The 15148-nt window shown below is 64.5% G+C and carries 21 protein-coding genes; 17 read left to right on the forward strand and 4 right to left on the reverse strand.

Translation table 11 applies throughout. The annotated features are described in order from the left end of the window. Positions 1-26: 26 nt before the first annotated feature. A complete protein-coding gene (locus ON21_RS18490) occupies positions 27-1373 on the reverse strand; it encodes a TIGR03118 family protein (protein WP_373281134.1) in 1347 nt (448 codons plus the stop codon). Positions 1374-1489: 116 nt separating this feature from the next. On the opposite strand from ON21_RS18490, the gene ON21_RS18495 reads away from it, so the two are divergent. Then, positions 1490-1987 (forward strand): peroxynitrite isomerase, encoded by a 498-nt coding sequence (locus ON21_RS18495; protein WP_083880715.1) that lies wholly within the window; start codon positions 1490-1492, stop codon positions 1985-1987. Positions 1988-1993: 6 nt separating this feature from the next. On the opposite strand, the gene ON21_RS18500 is transcribed toward ON21_RS18495, so the two are convergent. Beyond that, positions 1994-2422: a DUF4254 domain-containing protein gene (locus ON21_RS18500; protein WP_039799441.1), complete on the reverse strand. Its 429-nt coding sequence runs from the start codon at positions 2420-2422 to the stop codon at positions 1994-1996. Beyond that, positions 2419-2880: a hypothetical protein gene (locus tag ON21_RS18505; RefSeq protein WP_039799442.1), complete on the reverse strand. Its 462-nt coding sequence runs from the start codon at positions 2878-2880 to the stop codon at positions 2419-2421. Before ON21_RS18505 ends, ON21_RS18500 begins: the two co-directional genes overlap by 4 nt. Positions 2881-3131: 251 nt before the next feature. Between ON21_RS18505 and ON21_RS18510 the strand changes: the two genes are divergently transcribed. The 10 genes from ON21_RS18510 to ON21_RS18555 all read left to right on the forward strand — a co-directional run bounded on the left by ON21_RS18510 (position 3132) and on the right by ON21_RS18555 (position 10227). Continuing rightward, positions 3132-4013, forward strand: a complete 882-nt coding sequence (locus tag ON21_RS18510) for a helix-turn-helix domain-containing protein (RefSeq protein WP_039799443.1) — start codon at positions 3132-3134, stop codon at positions 4011-4013. Next, on the forward strand, positions 4010-4225 hold the full coding sequence (locus ON21_RS18515; protein WP_039799445.1) for a DUF397 domain-containing protein: 216 nt from the start codon (positions 4010-4012) through the stop codon (positions 4223-4225). Before ON21_RS18510 ends, ON21_RS18515 begins: the two co-directional genes overlap by 4 nt. A 193-nt stretch (positions 4226-4418) precedes the next feature. Then, complete coding sequence (locus ON21_RS18520; RefSeq protein ID WP_157170875.1) at positions 4419-4988, forward strand: DUF3558 domain-containing protein; 570 nt, start codon at positions 4419-4421, stop codon at positions 4986-4988. 38 nt (positions 4989-5026) lie between these two features. Then, a complete protein-coding gene (locus ON21_RS18525; protein ID WP_039799446.1) occupies positions 5027-5500 on the forward strand; it encodes a hypothetical protein in 474 nt (157 codons plus the stop codon). Beyond that, complete coding sequence (locus ON21_RS18530; protein WP_039799448.1) at positions 5497-6660, forward strand: hypothetical protein; 1164 nt, start codon at positions 5497-5499, stop codon at positions 6658-6660. The genes ON21_RS18525 and ON21_RS18530 overlap by 4 nt, the downstream gene beginning before the upstream one ends. 101 nt (positions 6661-6761) lie before the next feature. Next, on the forward strand, positions 6762-7538 hold the full coding sequence (locus ON21_RS18535) for an ESX secretion-associated protein EspG (protein ID WP_039799449.1): 777 nt from the start codon (positions 6762-6764) through the stop codon (positions 7536-7538). A 370-nt stretch (positions 7539-7908) separates the two neighbouring features. Beyond that, on the forward strand, positions 7909-8481 hold the full coding sequence (locus tag ON21_RS18540; RefSeq protein WP_157170876.1) for a hypothetical protein: 573 nt from the start codon (positions 7909-7911) through the stop codon (positions 8479-8481). Next, a complete protein-coding gene (locus ON21_RS18545; protein ID WP_039799452.1) occupies positions 8481-8795 on the forward strand; it encodes a hypothetical protein in 315 nt (104 codons plus the stop codon). Before ON21_RS18540 ends, ON21_RS18545 begins: the two co-directional genes overlap by 1 nt. After that, positions 8795-9640, forward strand: a complete 846-nt coding sequence (locus tag ON21_RS18550; RefSeq protein ID WP_039799454.1) for a hypothetical protein — start codon at positions 8795-8797, stop codon at positions 9638-9640. Before ON21_RS18545 ends, ON21_RS18550 begins: the two co-directional genes overlap by 1 nt. Next, positions 9637-10227: a hypothetical protein gene (locus tag ON21_RS18555; RefSeq protein WP_039799455.1), complete on the forward strand. Its 591-nt coding sequence runs from the start codon at positions 9637-9639 to the stop codon at positions 10225-10227. Before ON21_RS18550 ends, ON21_RS18555 begins: the two co-directional genes overlap by 4 nt. Positions 10228-10312: 85 nt before the next feature. On the opposite strand, the gene ON21_RS18560 is transcribed toward ON21_RS18555, so the two are convergent. Beyond that, a complete protein-coding gene (locus ON21_RS18560; RefSeq protein WP_157170877.1) occupies positions 10313-10615 on the reverse strand; it encodes a hypothetical protein in 303 nt (100 codons plus the stop codon). Positions 10616-10946: 331 nt separating this feature from the next. Between ON21_RS18560 and ON21_RS18565 the strand changes: the two genes are divergently transcribed. The 6 genes from ON21_RS18565 to ON21_RS18590 all read left to right on the forward strand — a co-directional run. Beyond that, complete coding sequence (locus ON21_RS18565) at positions 10947-11141, forward strand: alpha/beta fold hydrolase (protein WP_039799459.1); 195 nt, start codon at positions 10947-10949, stop codon at positions 11139-11141. Between the two features lie 199 nt (positions 11142-11340). After that, complete coding sequence (locus tag ON21_RS18570; protein ID WP_051020938.1) at positions 11341-12078, forward strand: IPT/TIG domain-containing protein; 738 nt, start codon at positions 11341-11343, stop codon at positions 12076-12078. An 800-nt stretch (positions 12079-12878) separates the two neighbouring features. Continuing rightward, complete coding sequence (locus ON21_RS18575) at positions 12879-13100, forward strand: hypothetical protein (RefSeq protein ID WP_039799461.1); 222 nt, start codon at positions 12879-12881, stop codon at positions 13098-13100. Beyond that, on the forward strand, positions 13097-13534 hold the full coding sequence (locus ON21_RS18580; protein ID WP_039799463.1) for a hypothetical protein: 438 nt from the start codon (positions 13097-13099) through the stop codon (positions 13532-13534). Before ON21_RS18575 ends, ON21_RS18580 begins: the two co-directional genes overlap by 4 nt. Beyond that, positions 13531-13836, forward strand: coding sequence for a hypothetical protein (locus ON21_RS18585; protein ID WP_039799465.1), 306 nt, complete (start codon positions 13531-13533; stop codon positions 13834-13836). The genes ON21_RS18580 and ON21_RS18585 overlap by 4 nt, the downstream gene beginning before the upstream one ends. A 333-nt stretch (positions 13837-14169) precedes the next feature. Next, a partial coding sequence (locus ON21_RS18590) for an IPT/TIG domain-containing protein (protein WP_051020939.1) occupies positions 14170-15148 on the forward strand: 979 nt, incomplete at its 3' end.

The following is a 15148-nucleotide window of genomic DNA, read 5'->3' on the forward strand; positions in this document are numbered from 1 at the left end:
ATCGGTACGGGCTGCGCGGAGCGGGTCTACTTCAAGCGGAGCTTGCCGAACAGGCCGTCCTTCTCGTCGTCGGGTCCCGCGGTGAAGTACAGCGAGTCGGCGTCACCGAGGCTCTCGCCGTTGCCGAACATCAGCGCCCACAGTCCTTCGATGGCGACCGGCTTGCCGTCGGCATCGCGCAGGTAGTCGGCGAACTTGCCGGTGGTGTCGTCGTAGGCGAGCACGTGCCCGGCGCCGCCGAAGTTGCCGACGAGCAGTTTGCCGCTGAGCGGACCGAACCCGTCCGGCGCGATCGTCACCGCCCACGGCGCGTTGAGGCGCTTGCCGTCGTCGATGATGCGCACCAGTTTGCCGTTGGCATCGAACTCCGCGAGCTTGCCTTTGTCCGGCTTGCTGCCCTCCTTGTCCTTGTCCAGCGAGTCCTCCTCACCGGCATCGAACTTGGTCGCGTCCTTCTCGTCCGGCTGAGTGGTGGCATAGGCGACGAAGACCCGGTTGCCGATGGTCGAAACGTTGAACGGCGCGGGATCGCCGGGCTTGGCCTTCTTGCCCTTTTCCGGCGCGGCGGGGTCGATCGCGTCGCCGGTGGCGAACGGGTTCGCGAAGCCGGTGGTCGGGATCAGCTGCCAGTTCTTGTCGAACGTCCGGACCTGCGGATCGGCGCCGAAGTCGGCGGCCAGCAGTTTGTCACCGGAGGGAGCAAGCGCGATCCCGAAGAACTGCATCCCCTGCGGCTGGCCGTCGAAGACCAGGTTCGCGGGGCCGTCATGGCGCACGATCCGGCCCTCGAAACCCAGCTCGGTCCAAGCGGAGATCTTGCCGGAGTCGGTGGCGAAGATGAACCGCGCCGAACCGTTCAGCGGCCCGCCTTCGGCCTCCACCGGCTGGTCGTGGACGACGAACAGGTCGGAGGTGATCGGCGCGGGGTTGAACACCACGCCGGTGGTCTTGCCGGCGCTCTTGTCAGAGGTGTCGGCATCGGCGCCCGGGATGGTGACGATCTTCAAGTCGTCCTGGAAGAGCTTGTGCACCTTCTCGTCCGAGGACTTGGTCACGTCACCGACGAACTGGAACGACTTACCGCCCGCGCCGACCCAGAAGTGCCCGCCCGCGCCCTTGGGACGGTTGGCCAGTCCCCAGGCGTTCACCAGGTCGGGGAAAACGAACTGCGCCTTGTACTCCGCGTTGTTGGCCGCGAGATTGGTCTGGACGTATTTGTTGCCGTCGAGCGCGGGCACCTCGTCCGACTTCGAGTCCGAGCAGCCCGCCGCCACGATCAGCGCGACGCCGAGCGCCGACGCGCGCAGCAGGCCACTTCGGGTCCGCGACCGCGGCGTACCGCCATGGCGCGACTCATTCCAGCGTCCGTTCAACTTCTTGTTTCCTTTCCGACCACACCACATTGGTGATAAGGCGAAGCTAACCTTAGCGTGCGGCAAATTCGGGAGTACCCGAACGGTCCGCCGAGTGCGGGTTTAGGCTGTTCGCCGTGGTCGAACCCCAGCCTGCTATTGCCCTGCACCCCGATATCGCTCCGCTTGCTCCACTGCTCGGCACGTGGCGCGGTAATGGGCAGGGTGAATACCCGACCATTCAGCCGTTCGGCTATGTCGAGGAAATCCGGTTCGGCCATCTCGGCCGCCCGTTCCTCACCTACCGGCAGAAGACCCGCGCCACCGACGACGGCAGGCCGCTGCACGCCGAGACGGGCTATCTGCGGTGCCCGCGCCCCGACCGCGTCGAATTGATCCTCGCCCATCCCACCGGCATCACCGAAATCTGCGAGGGCTCACTCGCCGTCGAGGACGGCACGCTGCGCATGGAATTGGACTCCACCAACATCGGGCGCAGCAGCACGGCGAAACTGGTGACCGCCCTCGGCCGGTCGCTGCACCTCTCCGGCGACACCATCGACTACACACTCCGGATGGCGGCGGTCGGCGAACCACTGCAACATCACCTCGCCGCCACCCTGCTGCGGAATTGAGCCGCGCTAGAAAGCGCTCGGCAACCGTCGCCGCCCACTGCCGAGCTCGCTGACCAGATCCTCGTAGGCGACCGCCGATTCGGCCAGCCGTTCCCACGCGAACCACAGGTCCCACTCCTGATCGTCGGCCATAGCCGCGTACGCGCACGCGCTGAGCCGCGCCAGCCGGTCGACCACCGAGCCGAACGATTCGGTGTGCAGATAGGCTCCGCCGCGCGCTGCGGGCAAACGGACTTCGACCCAGCGGTCGATGTCCCGAATCAGCTCTACCCGGCGCTCGTCGGCGCCGCAGCCGCATCCCCGATCCACGCGGATCCGGCGGATATGCAGATCAGCCAGCGTGCGCGCCCGCACGAGCACCGGATGGTGCGGCGGCGGCACGTCCTCCCGGCAGGCGCGCAGCAGTTGACTTCGCGTCGGCAGTCCCTCGCTCATGGCGCACCTTTTCCACCCGCGCGGGCCAGCACGCAATTCACGATCACCATCCCCGACGGACGGAACGTATCCCGCGGCGGCACCACCCATCGACGGAATCCTTCGTTCGCGTCGGCGGGGGACGGCAACGCGATTTCGCTGCCGAACGGCACGATCGAAACGTCGATCCGGAACAACGCGGCGAACAGCCGCACGTCGTCGGGTAGATCCGGCCTGCACAGGAAAGTCCATCGCCGAGAACGGATATGCGCGACCACCGGGCCGATCGCCTGGCCACGGAAAAACATGTCGTCGCGCACGCACTGCCCCAGCCTGTCGGGCATCGTGATCCCGCCGACCACGCCCGCCTTCACGACGATGCGGCCGATCTCCGGATGTATCCCGGCGGGCAGCCCACAGGTGCGGCGGTAAAACGCGCAGCGGGACGCGGGAGTGTCCGCGAATGCCGCATGATTCATTCGCCAGCCTCGATTCACATAGTTCGGTACGCGAAATATCCCGGTTGCTGGACCTGGAACCGTTGGCGCGGTTAAGGTTTCAGCACTTCTTCGATTGGGTCCGGGCGCGTTCAGTGAAGCACCGGATATTGCTGGGCGGGAACGATCTCAGTGGTGGAATCGGGCGTGAATCGCCCAGGTTCCAAGGCCCCCCGCCACAAGGTTCCAGTTAGGTACCCAACCAATACTTAGGCTACGAAAGGGAATTCGTCGTGAGTTCAACCGGTTCCAGCCTCCCCCGCCGAATGCTTGGGCGGCAGCTGCGCGAGCTGCGGATCAAGTCAGGTGTCAGCGCGGAGTACGCGCGTGACGCGATCGACGTGGGCAAGCAGACCCTCTGGCGGATGGAGACCGGGCAACCGGTACGGCTGCATCCGCTGTTCATCGAGCGGCTTTGTCAGGTTTACGGCGCGTCGGAAGAACGCACCGCCATCATGCTCAATCTGGTCGAGGAGACCAAACGCACGGGGTGGTGGCACGCATACGGTGACACCATTGCCGCAGAGTTCAGCCTCTTCGTGGAGCTCGAGGCGGTTGCCAAGCGTCTGGTCTCATACCAGACAACCCTCCTGCCCGGGCTCCTGCAAACCGATGAGTATCGACGCGCCCTGATCTGGGTCGACCTTCCCTCTATACCCGGACCTGAAGTCGAACGGAGGATCGAGATGTTCAGGCAGCGAAAGGCTCGCGTAGACAACGACTCGAACCCTGTACTGGTGGACGCTGTTGTCGATGAATCCGCACTTCGACGCGCGATCGGCGGTCCCTCGGTCATGGAGCGGCAACTTCGGCATCTGATGACTGTCGGTGGACGACCGAATGTTTCAGTGCGAGTGGTTCCCCTCGCGGCACATGCGTACGCGGGCCTGGGCGCTGGATCGTTTGTGATGCTCGACTTCCCGAAGCACCCGACAGCCCATCTCACCGAGCCACCGGTCGTTTACATGCAGGGGCTCACAGGCGACCTGTATCTTGAGAAGCCCGAGGAGATCCGGCGGTATCGCCAGACGTACGCCGACATCCAGCGATCGGCACTCGACCAGGAGCGAAGCCGAACTCTCATCGACCAGATCGCGAAGGAGTACGCCGAGTGAACGCCGACCTATCCCATGCCAGCTGGTTCAAGAGCAGCTACAGCAGTGCCGAGAAAGACTGCGTTGAGGTCGCGTTCCTGCGCGAAGGCGAGGTCGGTGTACGTGACTCGAAGAACCCCACTGGCTCGGCTCTGGTGTTCACGCCGAGCGAGTGGGACCAGTTCACAACACGCGTAGCCAGCGGCGAACTCAGCAGAACCTGCCTTAGTTAAGCCCTTCGACCACAGCCCCGGCCTTTCCTCACCGGACTTGCCGGGGCGTGCTCGGGCCAGTGGGTCGAATGTCCATGTCATGACCGCTTGCACCTCCCGGAAGCCCCCGGTAGCGTCGACACTCGCTGATGGGGCGGAGAAGCCGGTTCCGTTCCCGGCCAGGGCGTACGACAGCACCGGCGGCGGGGGTTCAATGACAAGCAGGGCCAGCAAACGCTTAATTTTTCCCGTCCTCGGCGCGATCGTGGCAGTGGCGGGATGCTCGACTGCGGACAACGACGCTCAACCGACCGGACAAGGCACTGCGTCCTCCACACCGAGCCTCGCCTCTGACGTGCCCTCCGGCTACAGACCGTGCGAGGACGTCCCCAAGAGCGTCTTGGACTCGGAAAAGCTGCTCGACAAGACACCCGACAACTCCGACGCCACGGGCGGTGTCAAGTGGCGCGGATGTATGTGGGTTCAGACAGACGGCTATGCGGCCGCCATTCAGACGACCAACATCAGTGTGGACATGGTTCGGAAGAAGAACTTCTCGGACGCCCGCGAGCTTCTCATCAACGGCCGTCAGTCCATCTCGACACGGCAAGTTGCCGAACGCCTCAAGGAAGCTTGCACTATCAACGTCGAGATGAGGGGCGGCAGCTTGGAGATCAATCTCAGCAACCCGGCATCGAATCGCAATACTGGCTCGCTCGATTCTTGCGAGCTTGCGCGCACCTTGGCCGAAAAAGTTGTTCCGACAATGCCTCCGAACGCGTAACCAACTGGTCTCGAGCAGAATCACCGGGAGGGGTAAACATGGGTGACGACCAGCCGACCAGGCCAATGGCGAACCTGGTCACGGCAGCGCGTGAAGGCAATGTCACAGTTCAGATGACAGCAGAAGACTTTGTCTACATCGATCGTGACTGCGACTACTTCAAGCGTACGATCCGCCGCATTCAGCTGATGATGGATGAGGTCTCCCGACAACCATCATGGGGGCTTGGCGAGGCAGATCAGAAATTGGTGTCCGGGTCCACATTGGTCACCCGCTTCAAGGGCAAGGCAAAGGGCGCCGACGATAACAACAGTGTGTACGCCATCTTGGACGACCACTATCGCATCGTCGAGGACATCCAAGAGGTACATCGGATAGCCCGCGATCGGATGATGCAGGCGGATAGCGACTTTGCTGCAGAGTTCGAGCGATTGAACGCTACGCTTCCGGAGCGGCCACCCGTCCAGCGTCCGGCAGGACCCGTCTCACTCCCGGATGGAACAGGCCGATGAGCGCCTATGAGAACCCGCGCATTCCGAACGGCGGCGAGCATCCCGACAGCTGGGGTCACTCCGAGATCATCGATGCGTTCGAGCCGCTCGATAACGGTGGCGCTTTCATGCAAGCTGACAAGTACTGGCAGGCCCGCAGCGAATGGGAACAGGGTGTGGAAACCTTCGCCCGCTCCATCCAGACCTCCATCGCTCAAGCTTGGTCCGGCCCCGCAGCCGAGCAATCCAAGAACGCGATCGCCAAATACACCAGCGACGCGCAGAATCTGACGACGTCCCTCGAGGAGCTCTACTGCCGGGTCCGCGACGCCGCCACCGCGATCGCCAATACCAAGAAGGCCCTCCCCGACCTCGTCAATATCCCGTTCGAGGATCGCATTTTCCATCCCAGGCGCTGGAATCTGTCGAGCGAACGCTTCCTGGCCGAGCAATCCGCGCGGGTCGCGATGCAGGAACACTACGTCCAACCGTTCAGCGAAATGGACGGCAAAATTCCGGTGCTGCCCACGCCGGTCGGCCCCACCGCGTCGGTGGACATCCCAGCGCCCCCGCCCGGCGGATACCACAGCGACGACAGCGGCCCCACGTCGAACCACTCCGGCAACGGTCCTACCACCACCGATTCCGGCACTCCCGGCGCCAAGGACGGCGACGGCAAGCCCGACGAGACGAGCACCGAAGAGCAGCAGCAGTCCACCGACGAGTCGACCCAGGATCAACAGTCTTCCGACACGACCGCGTCCGACACCACCACCAAGCCCGCGGGCGTGGACCCCACGTCGACGACTCCCGCCTCCACCACGGATCCGACCAAGACCGCGCCGGCGGGCACGCCGTCCCCGCACAGCCCGGGCGCACCGGGCAGCCCCGGCACGCCCAGCATCTCGAACCAGCCGCAACCGGGACGCAGCGTCGCGGGCGCACCGGGAACGCCGAACACATCAGCGAATCCGGCAGTTGCCGCGAGGGCGACCTCCGGACTGCGAGGTACCAGCGGTATGCCCGGCATGATGGCGCCCGGCGCGCGCGGCGGCGGCAAGGACGACGAATCCGAGCACAAGACACCGGACTACCTGATCACCCAGGAGAACACCGACGAACTGCTCGGTGAGCCCCCGAGAACGCTGCCCGGCGGCGTCATCGGCGGCACGCCCGACTGATCGGCCGCATACTTCTCGACTCCGTGCACGCCCGCACCCGAAAGTAGCGGGCGTGCACGCGTGAACATTGGCCGCTTCGACGCGACCGGATTGGACCTCACATGGCTGAATGGACCTGGGACCCGGACGACTTCGCCGCTCTCTGGTACGGCGACGCACACGATCGCATCCCCAGCCCCTTGAGCTACACCAGCCGTTTCGCCTTCCGCGACGACTTCGCCGCCCACCGCGCCGCCGTGTGGGACCGCTACACCACGGACGAACTCGACGAGATCGCCGCGGCCTTCCGCACCCTGGGCGACTCCGAACTCCGGATCGAAATCCTCGGCGGCACCTGCAAACACAAGAACAGCACCGGCCCCGACGACATCCGCGAGTACCGCATCCTCGGCGCACGCGACAGCTACCGCGCCGTCGTCCTCAGCCAGGCGGGCAACCACCACGAGCACGGCCCGATCCGCGCACGCATGTTCCCCGCCGAACAACTCCCCGCACGCCTCGTCAACGCCATACCCCCCTGCACCCCCGGCGCGGAAAAACCAGCCACCTTCCACCCCGACGACCTGATCCCCCGCCGCGACACCTACCTCCAGGACAACGCCCGCAACACCCCGCGCGAGCAATACCAGCGCCTCCTCGGCCGCCCCGTCGACGGCGGCGGCACCGCCGTCCTCATCACCGCACCCCTACACACCCACACAAAACCCACCAAAGTCCTCCAATGGCACGACATCGCCACCGACGGCCGCTACACCGAACACCGCACCGACCACATCACCGTCCGCCCCACCACCCCCACCGACCTGACCACCCACTTCACAACCTGGATCGACCAAGCCCTCCAACGCCTCGCCGCCACCCACCCCGAAGGGTGGTAGGCGTGGGTCCGCTACTCGACGGTCGCGTGGCACCCGGATCCAGCGGCGGTGCGGTCCGCACGCGACCGAGCCTCGTCATCACGTTGGCCTGCCGAGAGAATGTTTTGCAGGCGTGCGCTTTTCACGCGTTGGCAGGCCGACCGTCCAAGCCGTGACCTCACCCTTGCTGGGGCGGCAAACAGAACGGTAGTGTCTGTCCGGCAACAGCCTGAGGGGAACGTACCACTGGATTGCTGGTGCACTACGACTGGCCGCGAGGGGGCGGGTGACTTGCGAGGCCTGCAATGAATTGCAGCCCGTTTGTCGCTTGATTCGATTGTGGCCGTTCGCTGGGGACAATCCCACGGCAGTGAAGACAGAAGGGGAAAGAGTGGCCACTGGCTTGATGGGAGTCGGCCTGATCACGATGAGTCTCGATGAAGGTCGCCTTCCGGTAGAGGTCGATGTCAGCCGGAATATCCACGACCGCCTGGATCCACCGGATCTCTCCGCGGCGGCGATGACGGGCTATTACGTGGCGCTATGGCAGCATGACGCGTCGGTGATCGCATCGGGTAGATGGACCGACTTGACCATATCTCCCTCCCGCCGCGCAGAGCTGATTACGCTCCTCGACACCCGGTCACTTGCCGAATTCGAGATGGTCGAACGATCCTTGCGGCAGAGTGATGAATTTTTCGGACAAGGGCCGGCAACCGACTTCGGAGTGCCCTCGATCACGGTGACCGCGAACATTTCTCGTATCGACAACATTGAGATAGATCCGCAGTGGGCTGCGACGGCCAGCCCGTCCTACATTGCGCACGACATCCTCGACTGCGCGAATCAGATACGGCAACAACGTCCACGTTTCCACGAAGACGGGACATGGGCGGACCGCACCAACGAAGAACTCGAGCACGAACTCGCAGAATACAAGCGCTACCTGATGAGGAACTCGTAATGGTCAATTTCTCAGCGGATCTGAATCAACTGGTCAAGGCCGCCAGAGCCTGGGCTCACGCGTCGGACGCCCTCACCGTCGCCGCTACCGAGGCGCAGAGCATCCATTTCAGTCACCAGGACGTCGCCTGGGGACTGTTCCAGGAAACTTGGGATGCCCAGATGGCAGCCGCACGGTATATGTACGACAGACTGGTCGAGGGAAGAGATGAAACCGAATCCATTGCCAAGGTTCTGGACCATGTCGCCAAGGTATACCAGGAGCAGGACCAGAACTTCGCGAACGTCCTGATCGACCTGGAAGCGGATTACTGATGGGTGCCACGAAGTCTCTGGACGAGATCAACACCGTACTCGATAGGTTCTCGGACCAGATTGCGGAGATCAGGAACCAGCCCGCCGAGGTGGATGAGGCGTTCCGGAAGGCGGCGATCGCCGCCGCCGAGGTCGAGGCGGCGACATTCTTCGGATTGGCGGGTGCGGTGGCCGGCGCCGTCTACGGCGCGATGACCGAGAACGACTTCACCGGTTACATGCAGGACCACAAGGAAGAGATCAAGAAGAAGATCCAGGAGCTCTTGGACAAACTGCAGGGTGCGGTCGACAGCCTGAAGGCACCCATCGCCTTCCTGCAGACAAGCGAGGCATGGACGACGCTGAAGGGCAAGATCGGCGGCGCGCAGAACAATGAAGTGAACAACGGGAACCTTACCGGCTACTGGGCAGGATCGGCAGCACTAAAGTACACCGCGGCGCGGATACTCCAGGACACCGCAATGGATTCCGCGAAGTCGACCTGCGACAAGATGACCGATTCACTTGCCAAGGTATCGGACATCGCTTGGGACTTCTATTCCAAGATCGTCACGGACATCGCGGACCTTCTCATAAAACTCGGGAAGGCCCTCGCCAAGATCGGGACCTTCGTCGCCGCCCCGATGGGAGTATCAGATGCAATCGATATTCTCGGGAAAGTGATAGGCAACGCCGTCGAGTACACGAAAAACCTCACAGATGCGCTCCTTTTACAAAGGCAAAGTATCAACAAGATAAAAGAGTCGACAGAAAATCAGAAGGGATTCCATAACAACCGGTGGCCGCGCAGCTCTTCCGACGACTTCAACACCAACTCCCCCAGCTCCGAATGGCAAGCGACATGAACGCCCGGAAGCTGCTTGCGATTTCTGCGCTGGCCGTGCTGCTTTCGGCCTGCGATTCGTTTTCGCGCACTCATCCCGACAAGTATGAGATACCGACGAGCAGCCACACGATTCAGGAGTTGTGCGACTCTGTGAAACAGTTCTTCGTCACCCGATCCGGTGCCGAAAATCTGAAGGTCAGCGCCGGTGCTGGTGGAAAAGCGCTGGCCGATAAGATCGGTACCGGCAACGGGTGTGTCTATGAGAAAGCAGATGGGTCCGCGTGGCCGTCTTCCCCCGGATACGTATCCCTGTTTCGCGTCACCACCAGTGGTAACACCCTGTCCACACCTCCCGCGCCTACAGAGAACTACCCGACCGAAGTTCTGACCGTGAACGGCGCGAGCGTCAAGGTAGCGACCGAGCCACTGCCCAAGGGGGGCGACCACGCCACCACACTGCTCGACGTCGACCTCACCACTACCGTCGACGGCTGGAAGGGCGAACTCCACTTCAGAGCCACCGAAGACCAAATGACGCGAGACGACCGACTGACCCGAGAAGGCGCGCAGGTACTAGTCGACATGATCCGCGACCTCAAGGGTTGACGGAAGACCATCCGGCTACGGAGCGCGAGCGCCAACCCATTGCGCGGCCGGTCCCGCATCCTCGCAATCGGTTGGCCCCGTGCGTTTATCGACGCCGAAGCATCGCGTGGTGGATGTAGTACTTGTCGACCTGGCGGGTGAAGACGCTCACCAGTTCCCAGCCGAAGTACGTGTCCAGCCATTCGATACAGGAGGTCAGTATCGACAGGCTTCCGTCGTGGTTGGCTTTCAGCAGGCCCGCATCCCAGGCGAGACCTCGCCGGGGTTGCGCGTAGATGACCAGATGCTTGCGCCGGTAGGTGCGCATGTCGACGGTTCCGTTCAGGACTGCCCTGGCGTCGAGTACCGTTCCCGGGCCCGCAGGGAGCAGTGGGGGCTGACCGTTCACGCTTCCCTTCCTACCCGCGCGGGTCGGCAGGCACGACCGAGCCGTGCATCGGTGGCAGGCCTGCGGAGGCCCCACCAGCCCGACACATCGATTCCCGCACCAGTTACCTCGGTCAATGAATCCCCCTCGGACGCAACGCGCTCGGACAGCACGGCCGGGTCCACGATACCGCTCTCGGGCTGGCGCCGATGGGCTCCAGCCGCCGCCGAGGCATCGCCCGAGCTGCCACCGCACCCGCCTGGCGCCGCCGGACCCGGTGACGGCGTCGAACGGTCGCGGCCGGGGCGGCCACGGCGCCGGGTGACCAGTATCGACGCTCGCGCCCTTCACCATGCCGACCCTGGCAATCGCCGGACGTACCGACCGCATCGCGCCGGTGCATCGCTCTCGTCTCCTCGCCGAGAAACTGCCGCGATTGGTGGAATTGGTCGAGCTCGATAGCGGGCACTGTGGACCGCCCGAAGCACCGGACGAGGTGACGGCGTTGCTGCGGCGCATCCTTCCGGCCGCGGCCGAGGCCGTGTGACCCCAGCGATGACTCGCGAGCACACCGCCGGGAGGCAATCACACAGTAGAGATCCCAAAACGGACGAAAACGGAGTGGCCGGCTTCTTGCCGAGGTAGCGGCGGTGGGGCGGTAATGGAAAGTGCCGGGTCACTGAGTGAGTCGGGGCGCCCTTTCCCGGTGTAGAGAAACAATCTCCACGGAAGCAGGAGGCATCGCCGTGCCCACAATCACTTCGATCACCCCGACCTCGGGCCCCACCACGGGCGGCACCAGCGTCACGATCGCCGGCACCGGATTCACCGGCCCGCTGACCGTGCGTTTCGGCTCCACCGCAACGACTTTCACCATCGACTCGGCTATACAGATCACGGCCGTAGCTCCCGCGGCATCGGCCGGTCCGGTGCAGGTGACGGTCAGCGACTCGGGTGGGACCAGCAACGGAGCCACCTACACCTATCTCGCCGTCCCGGCGTTGACCTCCATCGCCCCCGGCCAGGGGTCCACCGCGGGCGGGACGTCGGTGACGCTCACCGGGTCCGGACTGACGGGCGCCACCGCGGTCACTTTCGGCACCACACCGGCGACTTCGTTCACCGTCGACTCGGATACGCAGATCACGGCTGTCGCCCCTGCGGGCACGGGCATCGTGTCGGTCACCGTCACCGCTCCGGGCGGCACCAGCAACGGAGTCACCTACATCTATGTGGTGGTGCCCACCATCACGGCGATCGCGCCGGCTTCGGGTTCCACGGCGGGCGGTAACAACGTCACGATCACCGGCACCGGGTTCACCGGCCCGCTGACCGTGCGGTTCGGCAGCACCGCGACGACCTTCACCGTCGATTCCGCAACGCAGATCACCGCCATCGCTCCCGGCGGTGCGGCCGGAGCCGTGCAGGTCACCGTCACCGGATCGGGTGGAACCAGCAACGGCGTCACCTACACCTACGTCTGATCCGGACAGCTCACGGGCCGTCGCCGGGATCCCGGCGGCGGCCCGATCGCGTCGAGCACCTGAGTCACCCTGAGTTCCCGACGCTCTCGCGGCCCCGGTCGAACCGACCGTCCTGCGGCAACGGCCGGACCTTCTTTCGCACCGGCGACGGACACCAGACACGCTCCTGGAAGCCGAACGGTCCGGAACCCGACAGTCGGTGCGCGCGTCGGAATTACGTCCACCGAAATGGACGGCCGAACATCGAAGGCGACAGTCCCGGCCCATCACCCCCGCGAGAACAACTCCAAGGCAGAGCCGGACGACGCGCTCCCCGCGCGGCACGCCCCGCTGGTCAACACGTGGCAACAATCCGGAAAACGGACAAAAACGGATCATCCGACGCATTGCCGACGCGCTGTTCCTGGGGCATAACGGAGTTAACCGATCCAGCACCAGCATCGGCCACCCCCGCTTCGGAGGAACCAGCAAACAGAGAGGCAGCGCCATGCCTACATTCCTCTCCCCGGCTTCGGGACAGCATTCGCGGGATCCTCGTGCCACGGTGACGACCGGTATTCGAGTAGACGGCACCGCTGCGGTGCAAGCGGAAGCATCACACCACGAACCGCCCTCCACCGCACCCGGGTTCGACTAGATCCCGCCCGGGCGGGATTCACGACACCGACGCGGTCCGAACCTCCGACCGCGTCCCAACGGACCCGACGCTCGGGTGCGGCGCACAGTTCTCCGGACATCGGGCTTCGAGACCGGCCGACGGCACCGTCGATGCCGCCACAAAAGAGAAAAGGAAAGAACCGATGAACAAGGTAATCACCTTCCTGCACAGCGAGCCCGTCCGCGCCTTGCTGTACCCGCTGCTGGTCGCGTTGATCGGCTACGGAGTCACCAAGGGCGTTGTCTCGTCCGACCTCTCCGGGTTCGTCCTCGCCATCATCGCGGCGGCGCTGGGCTTGCCCGCGGTCGAGACGGCGCGTCACCGGGTCAGCCCGGCGCCACCGGACAGCGGTGAACCAGCATGAAAGCCAGGAAGCAGAAGACCCGCCACGACCCCTTCGAGGTGGTGCTGTGCGCCGTCTTCGGTGTCTCGATGCTGTTGCAATGCGTCTACGGGCCGCCGCCCGGTTCGGCGACCGCGGCCATGCCGCCTGGATTCCGCACCCTGTGGCTCGTTCTCATGGTGATCGGCTGCCTCGCCACGCTGGTCGGGCTGTTCGCCCGGCGCGTCTGGGGTTATCTGGTCGAGCAGGTCGGTCTCGGGGCGCTCGGCTGGTCCCTGGTGGCCTTCGGTGCACAACTGCTGCTATTGCAGATCCAGCACCGAACCCTCGGTGCGGCCTCGATTCTCGGGGGCCCGCTGCCGATCGCGTTGGGTGTCGCGTTCCTGTGGAAGCGCCGACAGGTGTTGCAAGACGTCCGGACACTACGCGCGGTGAAGCTATGGGAGGCGTCATGAACCTCCTCCAGCAGTCGCCGATCTTCGCGGCGCTCGTACTCATCGCCAGCTCGTCGGCGCTGTCGGCGGCGGTGACGGCATGGTTCAAGCGCGGCGACGTCGACGCCAACATGACCAAGACGAAGGCCGATGCGGCGAAAGTCCTCAGCGACCTCGCCATCTCGCAGACACAGCAGATGTCCGAGCAGATGGGCGAGTTCCGCATGGCGCTGCGTGCGCACCGGGAGTGGGATCGGAAGATGGTGAGCCGAGTGCGGCAGGCGGGCATCGAATTCGACGACCCGCCCGAACTGTTCCTCTGAGACGGAGATGTGCTCGACGAGCGGGACGCCGAGCGACGTTCTCCAGTGGTCGCCCGATGTTCGCGGCTGTCCGGTCCCCGGCCACCCGCTTCGCATCGGCAAATAATCGGCGGCGCCGCGGCGCCGCCGAAAACATCTCTGCCGCAACGTGTGCCAAGTCGTTTACTTCGCAAACAGACACGCCGCCGCCGATCCGAAAACGGACCAAAACGGATTCCAGATATGTTGCCAGCCCCCATATCTCGGAGTGAGATGGAAGCTAGCCGGGCCATGGAACAGTCGGCGCCCCCGGTGACAGAGGAACAATCACAACGGCAACAAGGAGGCAGCGTCATGCCTACCATCACCTCTCTGTCCCCGACATCGGGACCGACCACCGGGGGTACGAGCGTCACGATCACGGGCACCGGATTCGGTGGTCCGACGACCGTACGGTTCGGCAGTACCGCAACCACCTTCACTCTCGATTCCGCCACGCAGATCACGGCCGTCGCCCTCGCGGGCTCGGTCGGCACCGTGCAGGTCACCGTCACCAACTCGGGTGGAACCAGCAACGGGGTCGCCTACACCTACGTCGCCGTTCCCGCGTTGAACAGCATCACGCCCAATCAGGGGTCCACGGCGGGCGGAACGACGGTCACGCTGAACGGATCCGGCTTCACCGGCGCCACCGCGGTCACCTTCGGCAGTACGCCGGCGACTTCGTTCACGGTCGTCTCCGACACGCAGATCACGGCCGTCACTCCCCCCGGAACGGGGATCGTCCCGGTCACCGTGACCGGTCCCGGCGGCACCAGCGGCGCGGTTCCCTACATCTATGTCGTGGTCCCCACGATCACGTCCATCACGCCGACCTCCGGCCCCACCGCCGGCGGCAACAGCGTCGTCATCACCGGCACCGGGTTCACCGGCCCACTGACAGTGCGATTCGGGAGCACCGCGACGCTTTTCACGATCAACTCCCCGACTCAGATCACGGCTGTCGCGCCCGCGGGGACCGGCACCGTGCAAGTCACTGTCACCGGCTCGGGCGGAACCAGTAACGGCGTCGCCTACACCTACGCCGCGGTGCCCACTCTGACGAGCATCGCTCCCAGCTCCGGGCCGGTGACCGGCGGGACGACCGTCGTTCTCACGGGCACGAACCTGACCGGAGCCACCGCGGTCAACTTCGGTGGTACACCGGCGACCTCGTTCACGGTCAACTCCGCCACCCAGATCACCGCCGTCGCGCCCGCCGGGACGGGAACGGTATCGGTCAGGGTCACCACGCCGGGTGGCATCAGCAACGCCGTCGCCTACACCTACGTCG

Origin of the sequence: Nocardia araoensis NBRC 100135 (assembly GCF_000308435.1) — a bacterium.
Classification (GTDB): Bacteria; Actinomycetota; Actinomycetes; order Mycobacteriales; family Mycobacteriaceae; genus Nocardia; species Nocardia araoensis.

Excerpts from the sequence above, each read along its gene's own strand:
- ON21_RS18500 (WP_039799441.1), bottom strand. The coding sequence starts at position 2,422 with ATGAGCGAGGGACTGCCGACGCGAAGTCAACTGCTGCGCGCCTGCCGG.
- ON21_RS18505 (WP_039799442.1), bottom strand. The coding sequence starts at position 2,880 with ATGAATCATGCGGCATTCGCGGACACTCCCGCGTCCCGCTGCGCGTTT.
- ON21_RS18520 (WP_157170875.1), top strand. The coding sequence starts at position 4,419 with ATGACAAGCAGGGCCAGCAAACGCTTAATTTTTCCCGTCCTCGGCGCG.
- ON21_RS18525 (WP_039799446.1), top strand. The coding sequence starts at position 5,027 with ATGGGTGACGACCAGCCGACCAGGCCAATGGCGAACCTGGTCACGGCA.
- ON21_RS18530 (WP_039799448.1), top strand. The coding sequence starts at position 5,497 with ATGAGCGCCTATGAGAACCCGCGCATTCCGAACGGCGGCGAGCATCCC.
- ON21_RS18535 (WP_039799449.1), top strand. The coding sequence starts at position 6,762 with ATGGCTGAATGGACCTGGGACCCGGACGACTTCGCCGCTCTCTGGTAC.
- ON21_RS18545 (WP_039799452.1), top strand. The coding sequence starts at position 8,481 with ATGGTCAATTTCTCAGCGGATCTGAATCAACTGGTCAAGGCCGCCAGA.
- ON21_RS18550 (WP_039799454.1), top strand. The coding sequence starts at position 8,795 with ATGGGTGCCACGAAGTCTCTGGACGAGATCAACACCGTACTCGATAGG.
- ON21_RS18555 (WP_039799455.1), top strand. The coding sequence starts at position 9,637 with ATGAACGCCCGGAAGCTGCTTGCGATTTCTGCGCTGGCCGTGCTGCTT.
- ON21_RS18565 (WP_039799459.1), top strand. The coding sequence starts at position 10,947 with ATGCCGACCCTGGCAATCGCCGGACGTACCGACCGCATCGCGCCGGTG.
- ON21_RS18575 (WP_039799461.1), top strand. The coding sequence starts at position 12,879 with ATGAACAAGGTAATCACCTTCCTGCACAGCGAGCCCGTCCGCGCCTTG.
- ON21_RS18580 (WP_039799463.1), top strand. The coding sequence starts at position 13,097 with ATGAAAGCCAGGAAGCAGAAGACCCGCCACGACCCCTTCGAGGTGGTG.
- ON21_RS18585 (WP_039799465.1), top strand. The coding sequence starts at position 13,531 with ATGAACCTCCTCCAGCAGTCGCCGATCTTCGCGGCGCTCGTACTCATC.